We start from the raw sequence: 16930 nt of genomic DNA, 5'->3' as shown, positions 1-16930 counted from the left end.
TGATTAATGGAAATATTGCTATGTGAAATCTTCTAGCGTTAAGACTTCCCGCCGTTGAAAAGGATTCAAACTGTTTTGCTTTTTTTTGCCGCCCCCGGCAAGGAGAGCTGCAACGCCCTCTCCATCAAAGAGAGCAGCGTCTCGCGCTCCTCATCGTCCAAAGGAGCCAGCAGCCGCTGTGTCGCCTTCAAACGCTTCGCATAGAAGTTGGCCTTGTACTCATAACCAGTCGGACTCAGATCCACTTCAACAATCCTGCGGTCCAGGTCCGACCGCCGCCGCACCACGATCCCCTTCTTTACCAGTCGATTCACGATTCGCGTCGCCGTGCTCAGCGGTACCCCAATCCCCTTTGCGAAATCGCTCATCACCGACTTACCCCGACGTCCCACCCACATCAGAGCCCGCATCTCCGGTGGAGAAAAGTCGAGCAGCGCATCGACAACATCCTTGTCGGGACGAACCTCACGATCGATAACACCTTCAATCGCGGACATAAACCGCTGTGCATGCCCCTGTTGTCCCGCCATCTTCATAGGTGCCTGTCTTGATCGAACCATTCCATCCAGTATGCACCGATGCGGCTAAGTCCTAAACCACAACTACGTGAATCCAGCATGGAATACGCAGCGTCGCTACGTGGAGTGGCGAACGGTACTCAAGCTGCTCAACTTCGCCAGTGCAACGTAACCGGCCCGGACAGCGGATGCTCCCCTGTCCCCTTCAAGCGTGCCTGCTTCAACGCGAAGTACCACTTCGCCGGCTTGTCCGCATCGTCAATCAGCATCAGCCCTGGATTGAACCGCAACCCCTCGGCCTGCTCCACCATCGTCTGCTGATCCTGCCGCACAAACCGCGCCCCAAAGAGCGTAGCGATCGAAGTCACAAATGGAACATGATAAAAAACATTCCACGCTGCCATCACATCGATCCTGCAACTCGAAGGCGTGATCGGCGTCACGGTCGTCAGACTTGCAAACCACTTCTCTCCAGCGCGAATCGTCTCGTACCGCCGATTCGGCAGCACAAAATCAATCGTCGTCGTAATCGGCTCCCCATAAACCCCCAGCAACTTATAAGGCGCCGAGTTCGCGCTAGGAGCATGCGACGACATCCGAAACCCCTCGGGAATCGGCTCAAAGTGCTTCGTCTTCTCATGGATACTCGCCCGGCTCCGCCACCACCACGCCTGGTGCACAAACGGCCCATGCGCCGGATCCATCAACCCGATAATCCCATGATCGATATTGCATGGCAGCTCTGCCACAAGGTGCGCACTCCGAAACTTCGCCGAAAACTTCGGCACCTCCGGCACAGGCGGCAGCGCCTCACCCACCCTGCCCGTTTCGAATAAACGACCAGCACCCGGAGCAGGCACATACACCCACGCAAACCCATCCCTCTCCTCACAAGGAAAAGCGCTCGCATAAATCTTCGTCGGGTCGAGCGTCTCATGGCTCGTCAGCGAAGGAATCTCCCTACACTGCCCGCTGCAAGGCTCAAACCGCCACCCGTGATACTTGCACGTCACCGTCTCGCCATCGAACCACCCCGCCGACAGCGGAATCCCCCGATGCGGACACAGGTCACGCATCGCGAACAACTTCCCGCCCGTCGTGCGCCCCAGCAGCAGAGGAACCCCAAGCAGCATCGCCTTCGCCGTCTTGCCCTCACGCAGTGCTCTCGTTCGCAGCGCCGGGTACCAATCCCCGAAGATCAGCTCCGTCGACGGCCCCGCGACCTCCGCAACTCGCACCAGCTCACTCAATCAGACGCCCGTCCCTTTCATCCCATCGACCAAAACACACCGCGCAACAATCGCGCTCCCCCATCATAGCCGCCGCTCTCACTAGCCGCCTTCAGTGTCACAGATCCCACCGCCCCCTCACGTAAACTGAGCAGGCAGCCGAGCACCTCCCGCAATGCAGACCGTCATCCCTTCCTCCATCTCGCCCACAAACCGCAATCGCCTCATCCTCCTCGTCCTCTGGTTCATCATCTACGCCAGCCTCGCCCTCATCACCCCTCCTCTGCTCGACGACGCCGACTCCGTCCACGCCGAGGTCGCTCGCGAGATGCTTTTCCGTCACGACTGGGTCACCCTCTACGCCAACGGCATCCGCTACCTCGAGAAAGCCCCCATCCTCTACTGGAGCATGGCCCTCAGCTACAAACTCTTCGGCATCCACACCGCCTCCGCGCGCCTTCCCCTCGCCCTCACCGTCCTGGCCCTTGTGCTAACCCTTGAAGGCTTCGCCCGTCGCGCCTTCAACTCCACGCGAGCAGGCCTCTACGCCGGCCTCATCCTACTCTCCAGCTTCGGCATCTTCATCTTCACCCGCATCATCATCCCCGACGCCGATCTCTGCCTTTGCCTCACCCTCTCCATCCTCTGCTATTGGCTGACCGAGCAGACCGATGCACAGCAAAACCGTGAACCAAGCAGGATCCTCTGCTGGGCCTTCGCCACCGGCTGCGCCCTAAACGTCCTCACCAAGGGCCTCATCGGCATCGTCTTCCCCATCCTCGTCGTCCTCGCTCACCTGCTCCTCACCCGCCGCAACCTCCGCGCCGTCCTCACGCGCCTCGGCCAGCTCCACCCAATCTCAAGCACCCTTATCTTCCTAGCAATCGCCGCGCCGTGGCACATCCTCATCGCCCTCGCAAATCCCACTCAGGGCACCCCCGGCAACATCACCTTCACCCACGGCCACTGGTCCGTCCCCGTGCCCACCGACGGCAGCGTCCACGGCTGGCTCTGGTTCTACTTCGTCAACGAGCATCTCCTCCGCTACCTCAACCTCCGCGTCCCCCGAGACTACGACACCGTCCCCCTCGCCCTCTTCTTAGGCCTCATCCTCATCTGGCTCATGCCCTGGAGCGCCTTTCTCTTCCGCGCCCTCGCCACCGTCCCCTGGCGCAAAGCCTTCCGTCCGCTAGTCTCCGTCCGCACGCTCAGTCAAAACGAAAGCACCCACCTCCTCCTCGGCCTCTGGGCGCTCATCCCGCTCCTCTTCTTCTCGCTCTCCACCCGCCAGGAGTACTACGTCCTCCCCGCGCTTCCCCCCATGATGCTTCTCATCGCCACCTGGCTCGACCGCGAAGCCACCGAAGCCGAATCCTTCATCGTCCCCAACCCACTCGTCCGCGCCGGCCAGCGCATCTCCGTCATCCTCTTCGCCCTCGGCTCCATCGCTACCCTCATCGCCGGATTCTTCGTCCTGCACTCTCACACACCGAACCCCGGCACCGACCTCGCCTCACTCCTCAAACAAAACCCCAGCGACTACGCACTCTCCTTCGGACACTTCCTCGACCTCAACGCCCGAGCCATGGGCGCCTTCCGTAGCCCCCTCATCCTCACCGCAACAGCGCTCTTCACCGGCACCCTCGCCAACTGGCTCTGCCGCCGCAACTACAAACCTCACTTCGGCAACCTCTGGCTCGCTGCCGCAACCTTCGCCTTTCTGCTCGCCGCCCACACCGGCCTGCAGATCTTCTCGCCTGTACTCACCTCCTACCAACTAGCCAACGCCATCGCCCCCCAACTCAAGCCCGACGACGTCATCATCATCCACGGCGAGTACGAGAGCGCCAGCACCCTCGGCTTCTACCTCCAGCGCCCCGGCGCCGAAACCCAGCCCCTTCACATCTTCGAAGGCCGCAGCTCCAATCTCTGGTACGGCTCCTATTTCCCCGACGCCCCACCCATCTTCGAAGACGCCACCTCCCTCAAACTCAAGTGGACCGACCGTCACCGCGTCTTCCTCTGGCAGGACCTGAGCCAGCCCCTCCCCGACCTCGCAGGCAGAGCCTACTTCATCGCCCAGAGCGGCGGCAAAGAGATCCTCAGCAACCAGCCAAACCCCTACTGAGCACCCACCTTGTCGAACAAAAGATGTCCAGATCTGACACACCCTAATGCAATCGATCTATGTCGCCGATCCTCTTCCATAGAAAGGTTTCCATGACTATTCCCATCTCAGGCCCGTCATCAACCCGGCCAACTCCCGAATCGCCCACCCACCCAATCCGGCCGGCCAGAAGACCAGCCCCGGAGCACGATACCGTCCAACTCACCGAGTCGCAGCAGGTTCAAATGCTCGTCCAGCAAGGCGACTCCGTCTCACAGATCGCTACCAGCCTCAGCCTCTCCGCCGCCATCGTCGACAGCTACCTCGGTATACAAGCCGCAGTCCCAGCTATACCCGCAGCACCGGTCACCCAGCCGCCATCCACCACCATCTCCACCTCGCCGACCGCCAGCCTTACCAAAGGCTAGTAGCCATCGTGTGCACCTCGAAGAACTCTGTGGCTGGCACCCGCTTAACGTCAAAGAATAGCCGGATGACTGCCCTTATGGCGCTGACATCCTGCCCAGAGCCAGCTGAAGGAAAGGTCCCTGTATTTCATTGTTGCAGTTGCTATTTGGTTCCTCGGTAGTTTTCAAACTTGAAGAACACTCCCAATTTCTTCATCGCCCTCCAACAGAAAACTTGTGTTTGCATCATGAGTCATTGTCCGAGATGTCACCTTCTCCTTCTCCTTCTATTGATGTAGGTGCGACGGGGGACAACAGCGCAATGCACAGGCAGGGTCGTGCAAGTGTTCCCTCCGGCCTCTGCCAAAGATCCAATCCCAGTTGTGTAGGCGGCTAAAGGGCGCAGTTTATCCTGTTCCAAGAGGCACTGATTGATTCGGACACTTCGCGCGGCAACGATTCTCGTTGCATCTACACTCCTGGTCGCAGGATCGGGGCTCGCCCAACCGGAACCTCGCATGCTCTTCCATGACGTCCACCGGGCCATGGGATCCGAGTTCTCCATCGATCTGTATGCTCCGAATCAGGAGACGGCCGACCGATGGATGCAGCTCTCTTTCGAAGAGGTTGACCGGATCGAAAAGCTCCTCAGCAACTATCGTCCCTCCAGCGAACTTTCACGAATCAGCCGTGAAGCCGGCACACATCCCGTCACCATTGATCCCGAGACATTCGATTTCCTTCAGACCTCAGTCTCATGGAGCAGTCGTTCGAACGGAGCCTTTGACATCACCGTCGGCCCAATAATGCGCGCGTGGGGATTTTTCTTTAATCAGGGGCGCATCCCGTCGGAGGCAGAGCTTCTCGCTCTAAAAAGGCAAACGGGCTGGACCAACATACATCTCGATGCATCGGCCCGCACTGTTTCGTTCATCAACGGGAGTGCGATGGAACTCGATCCAGGTGGAATTGGTAAAGGGTACGCGGTCGATCGCATCGTCGCGCTGCTACACCAGGAACATGTCTCTGCCGCGCTCATCTCCGCCGGAAGCAGTACTATCTACGCGATTGGCGCGCCTCCCGGATCGCAGGGCTGGCCGATAAACATTGCCGATCCCGCGCGTAGCGGACGCATCCTCAGCACCGTACTCCTTACCGATACTTCGTTATCCACCTCCGCCTGTACGGAAAAATTCTTCATCAAGAACGGCCATCGTTATTGCCATATTCTTGATCCACACACGATGCATCCAATCGAGAACATGCTTCAGACAACCGTCATAGCACCCTCCGCTACTGACAGCGACGCCTTAACTAAGGCGATGTTCGTCATGCGTGCGGATGCGTCAGCGCGTCTTCTGCAAGACCTCCCGCAAACTGCGGCTGTGATTGTGTCAGGCACTCCTGATAGCCCGAGCTATCGCGCCATTCAATGGCCAAATCCACTTCAAACGCGACATGAAACGAAACAGGAAGAGGGAATACGAACACGATGATGAATCGACGTTTATTTGTTCAAGGTCTATCCGCGGCGACACTCCTAGCGAAGTCGATAACCTCCTTCGCAGAGGCGAATGTTGGTGATCCTGCTGCCCCTGCACCTGTTCGCCTTGGAATCATTGGGCCCGGAAGCCGAGGAAAAGAGCTTATCCGGAATTTTCTACGCGTACCCGGAGTGACCATTGGCGCGGCAGCTGACGTATACGCGCCGCGCTTTCAGGAACTCAACCAGTTATGCGGCTACACCGTAGCAGCGCACTCCGACTATCGTGCTCTCGTTGACCGCAAAGACCTTGATGCTATCGTCGTCGCAACTCCACTCAGCTTTCACGCACAACATGTCATCGCAGCGCTGCAAAGTGGACGCCACGTCTACGGAGAGAAGACGATGGCCTTCACCGTAGCCGAAGTAAATGACATTGTAAAAACCGTGGATGCCGGCAAACAGATCTTTCAGGTAGGCCATCAGTACCGCTACGCCCCTTGGATTCGCTCCGCCATCGATTACGTACGTCGAGGCGAAATCGGCGACGTGACACACGTTTATGGTTACTGGCATCGCAATAGCGACTGGCGCCGCCCTGTGGCCGACCCGTCTCTTGAACGTCTCATCAACTGGCGCCTCTATAACGAATACTCCCTCGGACTGCTGGCCGAATTGGGTTCACACCACATAGACATCGCAAATTGGGTCTTCGGTGAAACGGCACAAGCTGCGTACGCCACCGGCAGCATCGCGGTCTACCACGACGGCCGCGAGAATGACGACAACGTTCAGGCTATACTCAGCTACTCCAAGGGCCGGCGTTTCGTCTTCAGCTCTCTGACCGACAACGCCGAGGTAGGCAACCAGCTTTGGATCTACCGCACAAAGGGCAGCCTGAATCTCACTTTCGAAGACGCGGGATTTTTCTACGAGCCAAAACGCGCCAACCAACTCGCGTCAAAGCCCGGCGATAAGGTCAAAGCGATAACAGCCGGCGCATCCTATCGTCCCGCAGGAGAAATGCCGTACCGTGGTGCAGGGAAGCGTCTCGACATTCCCGTCACAGAAGATCTTACGACCACCGCATGCCGAGCCTTCATCGACTGCATCCGCACTGGCCAAAAGCCTATCGCCGACGCCCGGGTCGGAAGGGGCTCTGCCCTGTCGGTCATCACCGGGAACAAAGCGCTGAGCGCCAAACGGGAACTCGAGGTTCCATCATCAGTCTGACCTATTGGTGCAATTCGCAAGACTCAGATCGAGTATTCAACCATTCGAGTTGATGGCGAAGAAAGCGATTCCAGTACATCAATAGCCCGGTGACCGCAACGATCGCGAGGGCCAGTCCGCAGAGAGCCCAGAGGATCTTAATGGATGTGCCCCACAACGTGCCGAAGTGGAGAGGATGCATGGCCCATAGAATCCAGTCGCCTGCGGTGTGATTCTGACCATAATGCCAGATGGTGAGAACGCGGGCGTCTGCCGTTGACGACGTGATGATGTCGCGATGAGAGAAGTCACCCGATAATTACTTCGCGTGCTTCCCTCTCCCGCTCGCTGACGATCGAGATCGACTGCGGCACCTCGATGAGCAGCGCATTGGTCTTCGATCCAGCGTTCGACGCATAGGGAACGAAGCCACTGTCGCCAGAGACGTTGACGATATCGGTAGCAGAGCCCAGGTCCATCTTTATCGATAGAGGAGCGTCGAGGGGAAGATGAATCTGGAGGGTCTTTTCTGCGAAGCCAGGAGCACTGGACGTAAGAGTGTAGTTACCACCGCGCAGATGGATCGCAGCGCTGCCATCGCCACCCGTGATAGCGCTTACCACCGTTAGCCCACAACGAGCTTCGATCTCCGCCCGGTCTACGACTGCGCCAGTCGGATCGGTAACCCGAATCATAAGGTCAGCGAACGAAGCCGAAGGTGACACAGAACACGAGGAGTCTTCACCGTGATTTGATCAGCGTAGCCGTAAGCTTCCGACCTCGGAACAGCAACGCTTAGAAGAACAGTCGCGCAGCAAATGAAAAAGCTGCGTTGAGAAAAGATTAGGTTCATCGTCATTCGCCTTTAAGACGCATTTCGGCTGCTACGCCACAAAGGCGCATTGGCAAAAGTAAGTAGGTCATTTGGTCCGAAGAAGGCAGTCATCACTTGGCAACGTCTTCGTCAGAATTAGTCCGCTAAATCAATATACGACCTATTTAATCTGATATCAACGGCGTTGTTTTAATCAAATGCCCGGACTGCACCTAGGGTGCCCGAAGCAGAAGGAGGGTCTTTCAGTTTTTTGAAGGCGTATCATAACCCGCAAGGAGATCGCACCATGCTAAGGAGAGACTTCCTTCGCCGGTCGGCCAATAGCTTGGGCGCTGCTTTTCTCGCTAAAAGCGCTGTCGCTCGCGCTGCACTTATCGATCCTGACCCATTGCCACACAAGTTCACTGCTCAGGATGAAGTCGTTCTCGGCCAAACAGGTATTCGAACCAGCAGGTTAGCGATGGGTACGGGCACAGTGGGGTTCGCTGGTGGATCCAATCAAACCCGACTTGGAACATCTCCCCTGACGAACCTCCTCCTCAACGGCTACCACGAGAATGGCCTGCGCTTCTTTGACTCTGCGGACTCCTACGGCAGCCACCCCTATGTTGCCGCGGCCATCAAGCAACTCCCACGCGATAAAGTCACCGTTCTAACTAAAACTGACACGCGCGATGCCGCCGGCGTTCGTGCCGATCTTGATCGTTTCAGGAGAGAACTCTGCATCGACCACATCGACGTTGTGCTCATTCATTGCGTAACGGAGAGTGACTGGACGACACGCTACCGCGGTGTCATGGACGTTCTATCCGAAGCCAAGCAGAAGGGTGTCATCCGCGCTCACGGTGTCTCCTGTCACAGTATTGAAGCACTACGAGCGGCAGCCGCATCTTCATGGGTCGATATCGATCTCGTCCGCCTTAACCCAATTGGCTCCCACATGGATGCCGACCCCGAGACGGTGGTCAGCGTCATCAAACAGATGCGCGCTCAAGGAAAAGGGATCGTTGGCATGAAGATTCTCGGTCAGGGAGATCTTCGCAACCGGCCCTCTGAGGCGATTCGATATGCCCTGGGCACAGGCGTTTTAGATGCCTTCACGATCGGTGCCGAGTCTCAGAAAGAACAGAACAATCTCCTGCAACGTATCGCCGCAGCATAAGAATCACACCAGCCTTTTTGATGGAATCACTGGCGCAGCTCGACCTCAGTCGCTCCCTGCCCACCCTGATTTTGCGGTGGCTCAGTAACTGTCGTGACGTGCGGGTGGTTGCGAAGATATTCACGCAGGGTGCGGCGCAAAACACCCATACCAGTGCCATGCACGATACGGATGCGAGGCAGACCGGCCAGAAAAGCTCGGTCAAGGAAGCGCTCGACCTCAGTCTGTGCCTCGTGGGCGGTGCGGCCAATCACGTTGATCTCGGATGTCATGTAGTCGGTGTCGTCGTTGGCTGTAGCGACGGTGATGCCACCACGTTTGCGAGCCGCTTCAAGAGGCGTAACGACTTTGACCGATTCGACCTCGGCGATATCGTCGATGGCAGCGCGCATCTTCATGGGCCCCATGGAGACCTCAAAGTTCTTTGCGTCGATGATGCGATCAACTCTTGCCTGACGGCCAAGCGATTTGAGTTTAACGAGATCGCCGACCTTAATGCCTTTGGGAATATGGGGCTGGGCAGCCGGATCATTTTTATCGGCGCGGTTGGTGTGGGCGACAACGGTGGAGTTGAACTGTTCGGAGAACTCTCGACGCAGTGTGGCCATGCGAAGTTCCGAGTCGCGCGAGATCTTCTTCGCGAGTGCCTTGTCGTCGATGGATTTGACAGTCTCGCGGAGCTGATAGGCAAAGTCTTCGAGGAGGGAGTTGAGTTTGCCTTCAAGTTCTTTGGTGCGCGCCTTCTGTTCGACGCGGCCTTCGACTTCGACCCGCGCCTTCTCTCGCGATAGCTCGCGCTCTCGCTGCTGCATGGTCTCGCGTTCGAGGATCGCGGCGCTGAGCTGGTCATGCAGTTGATCGAGGAACGCACCGATATCAGCGGTCTGCGTTGTCATCTGTGCGCGGGCCGAGGCAATGATGTCCGGGCGCAGGCCAAGACGTTCTGCGATGTTGAGACCCGCTGAAGCTCCCGGCACGCCAAGGCGCAGCTCGTAGGTAGGGGTGAGGGTTTGCTGGTCAAAGCCGACAGCCGCGTTGAGCACGCCGGCATGATTGGCCGCATAGACCTTCAGCGACGTAAGGTGAGTCGTGATACAGCACCAGGCTTTGAGACTGAGAAAGTAACTTGCGATAGCGACAGCCAGAGCAGCACCCTCTTCAGGATCGGTCGCAGAGCCAAGCTCATCGAGCAGGACCAGGGAGTCGGCGGTGGCCTCGCGAGAGATGCGGTCGAGGTTAACGACGTGGGCTGAAAAGCTGGAGAGATCGCGCTCGATGGATTGTGCATCGCCGATATCGGCGTAGACGCTTGTGAAGAGAGGAAGCTTTGCCTCATCAGCCGGGACAGGAATGCCGGCTTGAGCCATAAGGGACAGCAGGCCGAGGGTTTTGAGTGATACTGTCTTTCCACCGGTATTTGGGCCGCTGATGATCAGCTGTTTTGCGTCGGAAGGAAGGATGATGGTGAGAGGAACCGGCTTTCTGGGTTCGCTGCCTTCTGCCAACGCCGAGGCTCGCATACGAATTTCGAGGAGAGGGTGACGTGCTGCGGTGAGCGACAGCTCGTGCGTGAAGGAGGGGCGAACGCAGTTGAGACTCTCGGCGAAGCGAGCACGGGCAGCGTGAGATTCGACCTCGGCGAGAATGCAGCAACCAACGTGAATAGCAACGGATTGCTGGCCAAGCGCGCCTGTCATCGCAACAAGAATCCGGTGAATCTCGGATTGTTCTTCGTCGAGTAAGCGGACGAGCTCGTTGTTCTGCTCAATAGTCTCAAGAGGCTCCACGAAGACGGTTTGTCCGGAGGAAGAGGATCCATGAATAACACCGGGGACCCTGCGTTTGAACTCAGATTTAACTGGAATGACGAAGCGGTCTCCGCGGATCGTAACCAGGTCTTCTTGCGTGCTGCCGCCTTCGCTGAGACTTTTCAGAGATCTGCGAAGGCTGGCTTCGATGGCGCGATGTTGGCGCTCCATCGCGCGGCGAATGCGGCGAAGCTCCGGCGAAGCGTCGTCGTTGAGACTGCCATCGGGCTCGATCTTGCCACGCAGAAGCCGGAGGAGTGGAGCGAGATCATGATCAAGCAATGGAGCTGAGAGAGATGCGATGCTGGGCCACTCGTAGCGAGTGCCATTAGCTGGCGGGTCAATGAGGTTGCGCCACGCTGCAACCCGCTCGACCACAACGAGGAGGTCGCGGATCTCCGTGGATTCCAATGCGGCGCCTTCGATGCGAGCTTTGTCGAGGAGCACGGTGGGATCGAACAGACCGCGAAACTCGAAGCTACCTCCCCTCGTGAGCATGGCGCGCAACTCGGCGGTGCGCTGTTGCTGCTGGTCGATCCAGACGAGGTCGGCGCACGGTTCGAGCGCAAGCACCCATGCACGGCCAAGCGGCGAAAAAGTGCGCGCGGCGATGTAATCGCGAAGGCGGGGCCACTCGAGGGACGCTGCGCTCGATTCATGGAGCGGGGACGGGATGATCGGCAATAGTTCTGGTGAATTCACTTCTTTTATCGTACCCTCGCATGGAACTGTAGACCGAACCCGTACGTAGCAATGTGAGCGCAGGGCCCGGCGCCTTACGTGTTTGGAGGTGTGAGATGGTCTGTCAGGGATGTGGTGCTCCTGTAGTGGATGGTGTTCACTTTTGTTCAAGATGCGGAGCGCAGGTTGTCGCTGCCCAGCCGATGTATGCGGCTTATCCACAACCGCCAGTGCCGACAGTGGTGCCGCGCGTGCAGCGGAATCTACAAACGCTGGGGATTCTTTGGTGTGTCTTCGGGGCCTACCGGGTTATCAGCGGCCTGATGGGCATGTTCTTCTTGAAAGTCTTCGCATTCCACAGCTTCGCCTATGATTGGCCATTCAACCATCAACACGTTTTTGGGCAACCATGGACGGGGGCTTTGTTGCCTATAGTTGCGGCGTACACGGTGGTGACAGCGGGGCTGGCAGTGTTTGTTGGGTATAGCCTGCTAACGCGAAGACCTTGGGGTAGAACATTCGCCATCATCGTGGCGGTTTTGACGCTGCTGAAGCCGCTCTTCGGTACGGCGCTGGGGATTTATACGCTATGGGTGTTGGCTCCGAGCACTTCAGGCCTTGAGTACGACGCGATCGCTGACCGAAGCTGAGGGCTGGTCGTAAACTAATGGGATGAACTTCCCAGTTACGCGTTTGCGCCGTCTACGCCGAACCGAGGCGATACGGTCCCTTGTTCGCGAGACCCACCTCCATCCTGGAGCACTGATCTACCCTCTGTTTATCTGCCCCGGCGAAGGGGTTCGCAAAGAGATCAGCTCAATGCCCGGCGTCTTCAATCTATCGATTGACGAGGCCATAAAGGAAGCGGAGTCCTGTGCCGCGCTGGGATTAGGTGGACTGCTCCTGTTTGGTCTGCCTGCGGAGAAAGACGAGCAGGCTACGGGAGCGTGGACTGACGATGGAATCGTCCAGCAGGCGCTACGCGCAATAAAGAAGAATCGCAGCCTTGATTCCCTGGTGGCCATTGCGGATGTTTGTCTGTGCGAGTACACATCGCACGGACACTGCGGCGTCGTTGCGCGGGACGGCGATCACTACGAGATTGAGAATGACTCGAGCGTTGCATTGATCGCGAAGGCTGCGGCGTCGCTCGCAAAGGCCGGTGCCGATATAGTCGCGCCATCCGACATGATGGATGGCCGTGTAGAGGCAATTCGCGAAGCTCTCGATGAAGGTGGGCACGAACAGACTCCCGTGATGAGTTACGCGTCGAAGTTTGCATCCGCCTTTTATGGACCGTTCCGCGAGGCGGCTGATTCGGCTCCGCAGTTTGGAGATCGAAGGAGCTATCAGATGGATGGCGCGAATCTACGCGAGGCTCTGCGCGAGATCGATCAGGACATCGCCGAAGGTGCTGACATGCTGCTGATGAAGCCTGCGATGCCATATCTGGATGTCATTCGTGCATCAAGGGAAAGATATGATCTGCCGATGGGCGCGTATCAGGTATCGGGTGAATACTCGATGCTTCATGCGGCGTTTCAGCGCGGATGGCTTGAACCGAACCGGGCAATGATGGAGTCGCTCCTTTCAATCCGTCGCGCCGGTGCAGATTTCATCGTGACTTACTTCGCAAAGGATGCGGCGAAGGTGCTGGGCTAGCTACATCCTGAGTGCATCGCTGGCTACTCTCTGCTCAACACAGTGCAGACCTGTTTGCCTGCTAACTTCTGATTCAGCAACCGCGGAAGAAGAAGTTTGAGAAAGGCATCTTCTTTCGACTGCAGGCACGCCTGAACATTTGGAGCGCCCGGTGTAACGCGAGTGAAGCCTTTGTCATCGACTTCGATATGAAGAGGAGTTGCCGGGCAGGTCGATGGGTCGATGGCATAAGCAACGGCGACTGCGTCAAACATGGTGGGAGCGCTTTGCCCCGTACTCCGTTGCCATTCTGCCGTTAGCACCTGCAAACTGTCGGTCATGGGCGTGCTGACCGTCGTAAGCAGAGCACGCTTCGTCTCATCGAATTTGAGCTGGGTCGAGTCCAGCGGCATCATGAAGATAGGAACGCCTGAACGAAAGAGCTTTTGAGCTGCCGGAGGATCCATGGCGATGTTGTATTCAGCATCCGGTCCGTGCGGAGGCGCGTAGCCGAGGTCACCGTACCCAAGATAAACAGATCCACCCATTATCACGACACGTTTTAGTTTGCGGAAGGTGGCGGGGTCGCGGTCGATGGCAGCGCCGACATTAGTGAGCGGCCCAAGCGCAAGGAGAGTTATTTCTCCCGGATACTTCTCGATCTGATCAAGTAGAAAGCCGACGGCATCGCCATGTGAACGAGCGATCCCCTGCATGGCCCAGGGTTTTTGTGAGAAGGTAGTTTTGGTTGCGGTCTCGGGCCCGATCAGGACTGGGATATCTTCCCGTCCAAACTCACAGGTCAGTCGATCCAGCATGCGCGCACGGAGAGCGGTGTCACCCCACGCGGCGGAGATACCGACGACATGAGTCTCCGGGCTGATGAGTGCAAGATCAACAGCAAAGACATCGTCGATGTCGTCGCCGATGTCAGTATCGATGATGACCCGAGATTCGTGCGCTGACTGTGCGAAGGACGACACAGGTGTAACGATCAGGCAGAACAGGAGCGCGATCTGGAGAGCGGTAAAACTTCTTCGCAGCATCATGACGAGGCATCTCCACTAATTAGAAAATGAAACTCAGGCGCAAGCTTCCACAGGGCATACTATCGCGCCTTCAGTTCACACTAATCCGTATTTATCCAAGCTGGATCGTTATTGCTTGTTACTCCGGTGATGAGACTTCACTACGCGGGAGAGGCGTAATGACGACTCCTTCGCCCAGCTCCTGCTCAACGAACTCCAGGTCGGTGGGTTCAACATAGCGGATGTTGTAGTTAGCGAGGCTGCTGGCCGCAAGATACAGGTTCGAGCCGGGAACTGGCTTCCAGTACTCTTCACTGTCTTTCAAAATGTTGGCGTCGCGATCACGAGCGATCTGGTCGCGGCGAAAGCGTTGAGCATTGACGAGGAAGACGCCTTCGAGCTTGCCGTCCTGGTCGGTGAACCAGTTCACAAGGCGGCCACGATAGAGCACATTTAGGGTCGAGAGAGCATCGATTTCGACCACAGTTCTCGGGTCGTCGGATCGGAGGGAGAGCGTCGTAAAGAGGATCTGCCATTCGGACACATTCTTAAGCAAAAAGCGATCGCAGAAGGCCCGAAGAAACGAGCCATCGGGATAGCCCCCGTAGCTGCGGATGACACGGCCCGTCTGCCAACCTTCAATCGCGCAGAAAAGCCAGAGAAGACCGATGAAACGCGCTTGCTCCGCGGTCGCACGAAGGTAGGCGGAGAGGAGGGCCGGCGAGCCATGAACGGTGTCGGAGAGTAGAGAGGAGAGGAGGGCGCTATAGGCTTCGCGCTTTCCAATTGCGCCATGAATGGCAGGATATCCGCCGACAGGGGTATGGAGCAGCAGAATCCATGTAAGCAGAAAGGGAATAATCGTGACGAGAACAGAGAAGACGATCTCTTCCGTCCGGGTGCGTTGAAACCGCTTGCTGGAGATATAGAAGGAGAAGGTAAGCCGGTAGATCGCCCCTGGAGCCAGTAGATATGCCACCAAAAGGAACCCGGCAACGAGTGCAATCAAGGGGTGCCTGGCTCGCGCTGGATGAGGTAGCGGTTGCCATTCTCATCGGTGAAGATGGACTGACCGGTTCGGTTGAGATCGGCCTTGATCTGTTCGCTGACCTCGCGCAGTCTGGATCGCAGGCCTGAACGCAGTTCTCCCCCGAAACCCTGGCCATTTGTGGCCGAAGTCGTCTTGCGAAGCGTCCGGGTAAGCTCTGCTACATCGCTAACCATTGGTTCTCCACATCTTTCCCACAGGTTCTATTATGACGCAGTTGTCAAGGTCAATTGTCGATTCTCGCGGCCCGGAATCTAAAAAGTAGCTAGCGAATCGAATAAGATGGTGGGTGTTGGTTTACCTGAATGGAGTGTTCCCTTGGCAGATACGATCTTTGATGTAGTAGTGCTTGGCGGCGGGCCCGCCGGATATACCTGCGCGATTCGCGCTTCGCAATATGGACTAAAGGCAGCGCTGATCGATGCAAACGACCGTCTGGGCGGGACGTGCCTGCTCTGGGGATGCATTCCGACCAAGTCGATGCTGTTCTCAGCCGAACTCTGGGATCACCTGAAGCATGCCGATCGGTACGGCATTGACGTCGCCGCGCCGAAGCTGAATTGGAAGAACGTATTGGCGCGCAAGGACGACGTAATCTCGCGCCACACCAAGGGTCTTGACTTCCTGATGAAGAAGAACAAGATCAATGCCATCAAGGGTTATGGCCGTCTCACCGGCCCTGCGAAAGACGGTATTCACACCATCGAGGTAAAGACAGCCGATGGCAAAACCGACACCATCAAGGCAAAGAAAGTTGTGCTGGCAACGGGCTCGGATGCCCGCATGCTGCCGGGTTACACGGCTGACACGACCATTCTCACCAACTACGAGATCCTGAAGATCGACGATGCGCCGAAGTCTTTGGTCGTTGTGGGTTCGGGAGCGGTTGGAGTTGAGTTTGCCTCGATCTTCAAGAGCTTTGGCGCAGAGGTAACGATCCTTGAAGCACTGCCGCGTATGGTTCCGGCAGAAGATGAGGACGTTAGCAAGGAGCTGTTGCGCCTCTTCAAGAAGCGCGGAATTGATGTGCATCTGGGAGCAAAGGTCGACAAATTCGAAAAAAACAAGGACGGCGTCCTGGTTCACTTCACTAAAGCCGACGGCACAGGCGATACCAAGCAGGCAGAGAAGGTTCTGGTCGCTGTTGGACGCGCACCGCGAACCTACGACGTAGGCCTGGACAAGGTGAAGATCACACCTGACCGCGGCTTTATCGTGACCAATGAATGGATGGAGACGACCGAGCCGGGCATCTACGCAATCGGCGACATCGTTGCTGGCCTACCGCAGTTGGCGCATGTTGGCAGCATGGCGGGTCTTGTTGTTGCCGCCAGAATCGCGGGCAAGTACGCCAAGCCTGTTAATCGTACCCGCATTCCCGGGTGTACCTACTGCGATCCACAGATCGCCAGCGTTGGCCTCACCGAAGCCCAGGCGAAGGAGAAGGGTTTCCAGGTGAAGGTCGGCAAGTTCCCGTTCGTCGGCAACTCGAAGGCAACAATTCTCGATGCGCATGATGGCTTCGTGAAAGTTGTCTCAGACGCGAAGCATGGCGAAGTCCTTGGCGTTCATATCATTGGAACTACCGCGACGGAGATCATCGCGGAAGCCGTCACCGCCATCGAACTCGAAGCAACGATTGAGGAGATGATGTTCACCATCCACGCTCACCCGACGGTAGCTGAGGCCCTGCTTGACGGCTTCTCCAGCGTCGAAGGCATGGCGGTCAACGTCTAGCGTCTCGAACTGATGAGAAACAGCCGGGCCAAGA

General features: G+C 57.3%; 16 protein-coding genes. 8 read left to right on the top strand and 8 right to left on the bottom strand.

Annotated features, from left to right (window positions below; translation table 11 throughout):
• Positions 1-65: 65 nt before the first annotated feature.
• Both RBB82_RS10475 and RBB82_RS10470 read right to left on the bottom strand, forming a co-directional pair.
• Entirely contained in the window at positions 66-560 is a 495-nt protein-coding gene (locus RBB82_RS10475; RefSeq protein WP_433975073.1) for a MarR family winged helix-turn-helix transcriptional regulator, read from the bottom strand.
• 107 nt (positions 561-667) lie between these two features.
• Positions 668-1768 carry a Rieske 2Fe-2S domain-containing protein gene (locus tag RBB82_RS10470; RefSeq protein WP_433975072.1) on the bottom strand — a complete coding sequence of 367 codons (1101 nt, stop codon included), beginning with the start codon at positions 1766-1768 and terminating at the stop codon, positions 668-670.
• Between the two features lie 154 nt (positions 1769-1922).
• Between RBB82_RS10470 and RBB82_RS10465 the strand changes: the two genes are divergently transcribed.
• The 4 genes from RBB82_RS10465 to RBB82_RS10450 all read left to right on the top strand — a co-directional run bounded on the left by RBB82_RS10465 (position 1923) and on the right by RBB82_RS10450 (position 6977).
• Positions 1923-3875: an ArnT family glycosyltransferase gene (locus RBB82_RS10465; protein ID WP_433975071.1), complete on the top strand. Its 1953-nt coding sequence runs from the start codon at positions 1923-1925 to the stop codon at positions 3873-3875.
• Positions 3876-3967: 92 nt separating this feature from the next.
• Positions 3968-4282, top strand: coding sequence for a hypothetical protein (locus RBB82_RS10460; RefSeq protein WP_433975070.1), 315 nt, complete (start codon positions 3968-3970; stop codon positions 4280-4282).
• 410 nt (positions 4283-4692) lie between these two features.
• Positions 4693-5757 (top strand): FAD:protein FMN transferase, encoded by a 1065-nt coding sequence (locus RBB82_RS10455; protein ID WP_433975069.1) that lies wholly within the window; start codon positions 4693-4695, stop codon positions 5755-5757.
• Positions 5754-6977 (top strand): Gfo/Idh/MocA family protein, encoded by a 1224-nt coding sequence (locus RBB82_RS10450; RefSeq protein WP_433975068.1) that lies wholly within the window; start codon positions 5754-5756, stop codon positions 6975-6977. Before RBB82_RS10455 ends, RBB82_RS10450 begins: the two co-directional genes overlap by 4 nt.
• Position 6978: 1 nt before the next feature.
• Here the strand turns inward: RBB82_RS10450 and RBB82_RS10445 are convergent, their stop codons facing one another.
• On the bottom strand, positions 6979-7209 hold the full coding sequence (locus RBB82_RS10445; RefSeq protein ID WP_433975363.1) for a PepSY domain-containing protein: 231 nt from the start codon (positions 7207-7209) through the stop codon (positions 6979-6981).
• A 55-nt stretch (positions 7210-7264) separates the two neighbouring features.
• Complete coding sequence (locus RBB82_RS10440; RefSeq protein WP_433975067.1) at positions 7265-7651, bottom strand: carboxypeptidase regulatory-like domain-containing protein; 387 nt, start codon at positions 7649-7651, stop codon at positions 7265-7267.
• Positions 7652-8077: 426 nt separating this feature from the next.
• On the opposite strand from RBB82_RS10440, the gene RBB82_RS10435 reads away from it, so the two are divergent.
• Entirely contained in the window at positions 8078-8953 is an 876-nt protein-coding gene (locus RBB82_RS10435) for an aldo/keto reductase (protein ID WP_433975066.1), read from the top strand.
• A gap of 26 nt (positions 8954-8979) precedes the next feature.
• Here RBB82_RS10435 and RBB82_RS10430 read toward each other — a convergent pair whose 3' ends face one another.
• On the bottom strand, positions 8980-11463 hold the full coding sequence (locus RBB82_RS10430; protein ID WP_433975064.1) for an endonuclease MutS2: 2484 nt from the start codon (positions 11461-11463) through the stop codon (positions 8980-8982).
• 95 nt (positions 11464-11558) lie between these two features.
• Between RBB82_RS10430 and RBB82_RS10425 the strand changes: the two genes are divergently transcribed.
• Together RBB82_RS10425 and hemB are read left to right on the top strand one after the other, a co-directional pair.
• Positions 11559-12092: a zinc ribbon domain-containing protein gene (locus tag RBB82_RS10425; RefSeq protein WP_433975063.1), complete on the top strand. Its 534-nt coding sequence runs from the start codon at positions 11559-11561 to the stop codon at positions 12090-12092.
• A 22-nt stretch (positions 12093-12114) separates the two neighbouring features.
• Positions 12115-13104, top strand: coding sequence for a porphobilinogen synthase (gene hemB / locus RBB82_RS10420; protein ID WP_433975062.1), 990 nt, complete (start codon positions 12115-12117; stop codon positions 13102-13104).
• Positions 13105-13127: 23 nt separating this feature from the next.
• On the opposite strand, the gene RBB82_RS10415 is transcribed toward hemB, so the two are convergent.
• From RBB82_RS10415 to RBB82_RS10405, 3 genes are all read right to left on the bottom strand, one after another.
• Complete coding sequence (locus tag RBB82_RS10415) at positions 13128-14132, bottom strand: nucleoside hydrolase (protein WP_433975061.1); 1005 nt, start codon at positions 14130-14132, stop codon at positions 13128-13130.
• Between the two features lie 118 nt (positions 14133-14250).
• Positions 14251-15090, bottom strand: a complete 840-nt coding sequence (locus RBB82_RS10410) for a hypothetical protein (RefSeq protein ID WP_433975060.1) — start codon at positions 15088-15090, stop codon at positions 14251-14253.
• A 26-nt stretch (positions 15091-15116) separates the two neighbouring features.
• Positions 15117-15335 carry a hypothetical protein gene (locus RBB82_RS10405; protein ID WP_433975059.1) on the bottom strand — a complete coding sequence of 73 codons (219 nt, stop codon included), beginning with the start codon at positions 15333-15335 and terminating at the stop codon, positions 15117-15119.
• Positions 15336-15477: 142 nt separating this feature from the next.
• Between RBB82_RS10405 and lpdA the strand changes: the two genes are divergently transcribed.
• A complete protein-coding gene (gene lpdA, locus RBB82_RS10400) occupies positions 15478-16896 on the top strand; it encodes a dihydrolipoyl dehydrogenase (RefSeq protein ID WP_433975058.1) in 1419 nt (472 codons plus the stop codon).
• Positions 16897-16930 lie beyond the last annotated feature (34 nt).

It is taken from the genome of Tunturiibacter lichenicola (assembly GCF_051013355.1).
In the GTDB taxonomy this organism is placed as follows: Bacteria; Acidobacteriota; Terriglobia; order Terriglobales; family Acidobacteriaceae; genus Edaphobacter; species Edaphobacter lichenicola_F.
This window is presented reverse-complemented; position numbering and strand designations above follow the sequence as displayed.